Genomic DNA, 3284 nt, shown 5'->3' on the forward strand with positions numbered 1-3284 from the left:
TCCCGCTTCCGGCAGCACATCGTCGGTCGCGCCGGCGCATTCATCTTCAGCGGCCGCGCCCCCGACGGCTTCCGCCGTCTCCGGCGCCGCCGCGACGTCCGGTGCGAGCCGTACGGCCGCACCGTCTGTTCAACGTCCGACCGCCACCTATGCGATTGGCTGGACCGTCAATGGAACGTTCCGGAAGATGCCGGTCAACGGCAGCGGGAAAGTTGGCGGCGTACTCGCATTGCAGGACGCAAAGCGGCCATTCCCGGTGCAGGCGAGCGTGCGCATCGGCGACACGCGTATCGCACTGGTCGGCACGCTGACCGATCCGGCGCACCTGGCGGCGCTCGACCTGCGCCTGTGGCTGGCGGGACTCAGCATGGCGCACCTCTATGAGATAAGCGGCGTCACGTTGCCGGAAACCCGCCCGTTTGCGACCGAAGGCCGGCTGGCCGGCCAGTTTCGTGAAACGGGAAACATCTTCAGGTATGAGAATTTCACCGGGCGCGTCGGCGGCAGCGACCTGAACGGTTCCCTGACCTACGAGGCACGCAAGCCGAGACCCGTGTTATCGGGAAAGGTCGCGTCGAATCTGCTTCAGTTCGCCGACCTCGCCCCGATCATCGGCGCGGATTCGAACGCGAACATGGCCCGCCGCGGTGAGGCCGCGCATCAGCCAGCCGACAAGGCGCTGCCGGTCCAGGCATTTCGCACGGAGCGATGGAAAGCGATCGATGCGGATGTCAGGTTCACCGGCAGGCGCATCATCAAGAACGCCAGCCTGCCTGTCACGGCACTGGACACGCACGTTGTCCTGCGTGATGGCGTGCTGACGTTGCAGCCACTGAAATTTGACGTCGCCGGCGGCACGCTGGCCTCGACAATGCATCTGGACGGCAACGCCGCGCCCCTGAAGGCTCGCGTTTCGATGCAGGTGCGGCATCTGCGGCTCAAACAGCTCTTTCCGACCTTCGCGGTCATGCAGACGAGCTTGGGCGAGATTAACGGCGACGCCGCGCTGTCGGCGACGGGCAATTCGCCGGCGGCACTGGCGGCGAGTGCCAACGGCGAGGTGAAGACGCTGATCACCGACGGCGCGGTCAGCCGGGTGCTTACGGAGGCGGCGGGTCTGAATGTCGCGAATGTGGTGTACGAGAAGCTTTTCGGCAAGCGGGACGTGAAGATCAATTGCGCCGCGGCCGATCTGGTTGCGACCAATGGCGTGTTCGAGTCGCGCGTATTCGCGCTCGACACCGACGATGCCGTGATCAACATGGACGGTGACATCGATATGCGCAACGAGTCGATGAATCTGCAGATACACCCGCATACCAAAGGATTCCGCGTGGTTTCGCTGCGTTCGCCGTTATACGTACGTGGGACGTTCAAGCAGCCGCATGTCGGCGTTCAGGCGGGCGCGCTACTCGCACGCGGCGGGGTGGCGGTCGGCCTGGCGTTGCTCAATCCGTTCGCATCGCTGATCGCGCTGCTTCAGCCGAGCAACAAGCAGCCATTGCCGTGCCAGCAGATGCTGGCCGACATGGAAAAGCGGCCTACCGCACCGCCGCCGGGCGTACGCAAGAAAGCCGCAGAACCGCCGGCGTATATGAAGCCGGCTTCCGGTGTAGTCGGTGTGCCAGGCGGCGGCCGCACCGCGGAAACGGCCAGCGGCGCGACGGGTGCGCCGGCGGGACCGGCCTCGAATCCAGGCAATGCCAAAGCGCCACCGTCGACGTTCAAAGACAACTGAGCGGCCGATGAGCGTCAGGTCAGGCCGATCCGTTGGCGATTCCGTCTGTCCAGCCAGATAACGGTCGATGGAACAGCCGGTTTCATCAGGTCGTACCGCCTCCTGCACAGCCGAGGATGCGTGGGAACGCGACCTTTTCGCCGAACGTCCCGGATACGCCGATGCGTCCATTTCGGAAACCGCCGCCATACCGCAAAGACATGCCCGTCGCACGCCGTGCACGCGTCTTTTTTACAACGTCGCTGTAATGCGCACGCACCGGCGTGCGCATCGGCCCCAGTCTGCCGCCAACTTTGCGCCCGCCATGCAACCCGCTTGTCGCGCCACGCGTCCACGCGGACTGCGCCGGCTCGGCAGGGACCGGGCACGCGCGTTGCGCAACTCACGTGTCATGCCGATTGCCGCGCCATGCAGGCGCCCTCATTCCATGAACCCAGCACCGACTTTTGCCCCGCACATCTATTTTTGCGACGCCCGTCTGATCGGGCCGCTCGACGCGTGGTCGCCGCTTTTCGAGCATGTCGCCGACATGGGTTTCGATCACGTCCTCGTCGGCGCATTCTGGGCCGCGAGTCGCGCCGGCTTCCCACGCCATCTGTCGGATCCCGACCGCGCAGCCGACGTATTCGCGACGCAGGCGAATGCGTGCGAAACGTTCGCCCTGCTCTCCCGGGCCGCACGCGGGCATGGACTGCGCATGCTGGTCGAGGTCGCGCCCGACCGGATCGCGCGCGACAGCCCGCTGCGCCATGTGCATCCCGACTGGTATGTCGAACGCAGGCGGGACGATGCGTTGATCGACCCGCGCTCAGCCGCGCAAGCACAGGATCTCGCGCACGCGAACCTCGCCATGCCGGCGGCATGCGACGGACTGGCTGCGTGGTGGCGCGCGCGCCTCGTCGCGCTCGCGGAAGCCGGCGCAGCCGGTTTCGTCATGGACGCACCGCAGCATCTGCCCGCTGCGTGGTGGCACGACTGGCGCGCAGCCCTTCGGCATGTGCAGCCGAATATCGCGTTGATCGCGGGCGTCCCGGGCCATGCGCGCGATGCGCTGGCGCTGCTCACGGAGGCGGGCTTCGATGCGGTGTTCTCGTCGGTGCGCTGGTGGGATCTGCGTGCGCCGTGGTTCGTCGACGAGCATCGGCTGCTGTGTCGTGTCGGCACCCCCATCGCGTTTCCCGACACGTTCGATGGCCCGCGCCTTGCCGATGATTGGCGCGGCTCACCGCCCGAGCGCATCGAGCGTGCATACCGCCGCGCATTGTGGACCGCAGCGGCGGTGGGCACCGGCTGGCTCGTGCCGATGGGCTTCGAGCGCGGCGTCACGCTCCCGCTGCTGGCCCGCGACACGGATGCCGACCGCTATCGCGCCGCCTGCCGGGCGGCGCCGTTCGACTTGTCTGCCGCGCTCGCGGACGCCAACGCGTGGCGTCGCGCGACGCCTGTCGCGGACACACGCGGCGAGATCGTTCAGCTGAGCGCGCCCGATGCGGGCGCGACCGTACTGCTGCGCGGCACGGGGCCGTCGCTGGAATATGGCGCCGAC

The 3284-nt window shown here is 67.1% G+C and carries 1 protein-coding gene and 1 pseudogene; both read left to right on the forward strand.

Features of this window, described 5'->3' with window-relative positions; translation table 11 throughout:
* Positions 1 to 1738 (forward strand): AsmA family protein (locus KH616_RS23210; RefSeq protein ID WP_292252295.1); only part of this gene is annotated, 1738 nt, incomplete at its 5' end.
* Positions 1739 to 2165: 427 nt separating this feature from the next.
* Positions 2166 to 3284 (forward strand): annotated as a pseudogene (locus tag KH616_RS23215) (DUF3416 domain-containing protein); the annotation flags it as partial.

This window comes from Burkholderia sp. (assembly GCF_018375725.1).
In the GTDB taxonomy this organism is placed as follows: Bacteria; Pseudomonadota; Gammaproteobacteria; order Burkholderiales; family Burkholderiaceae; genus Burkholderia.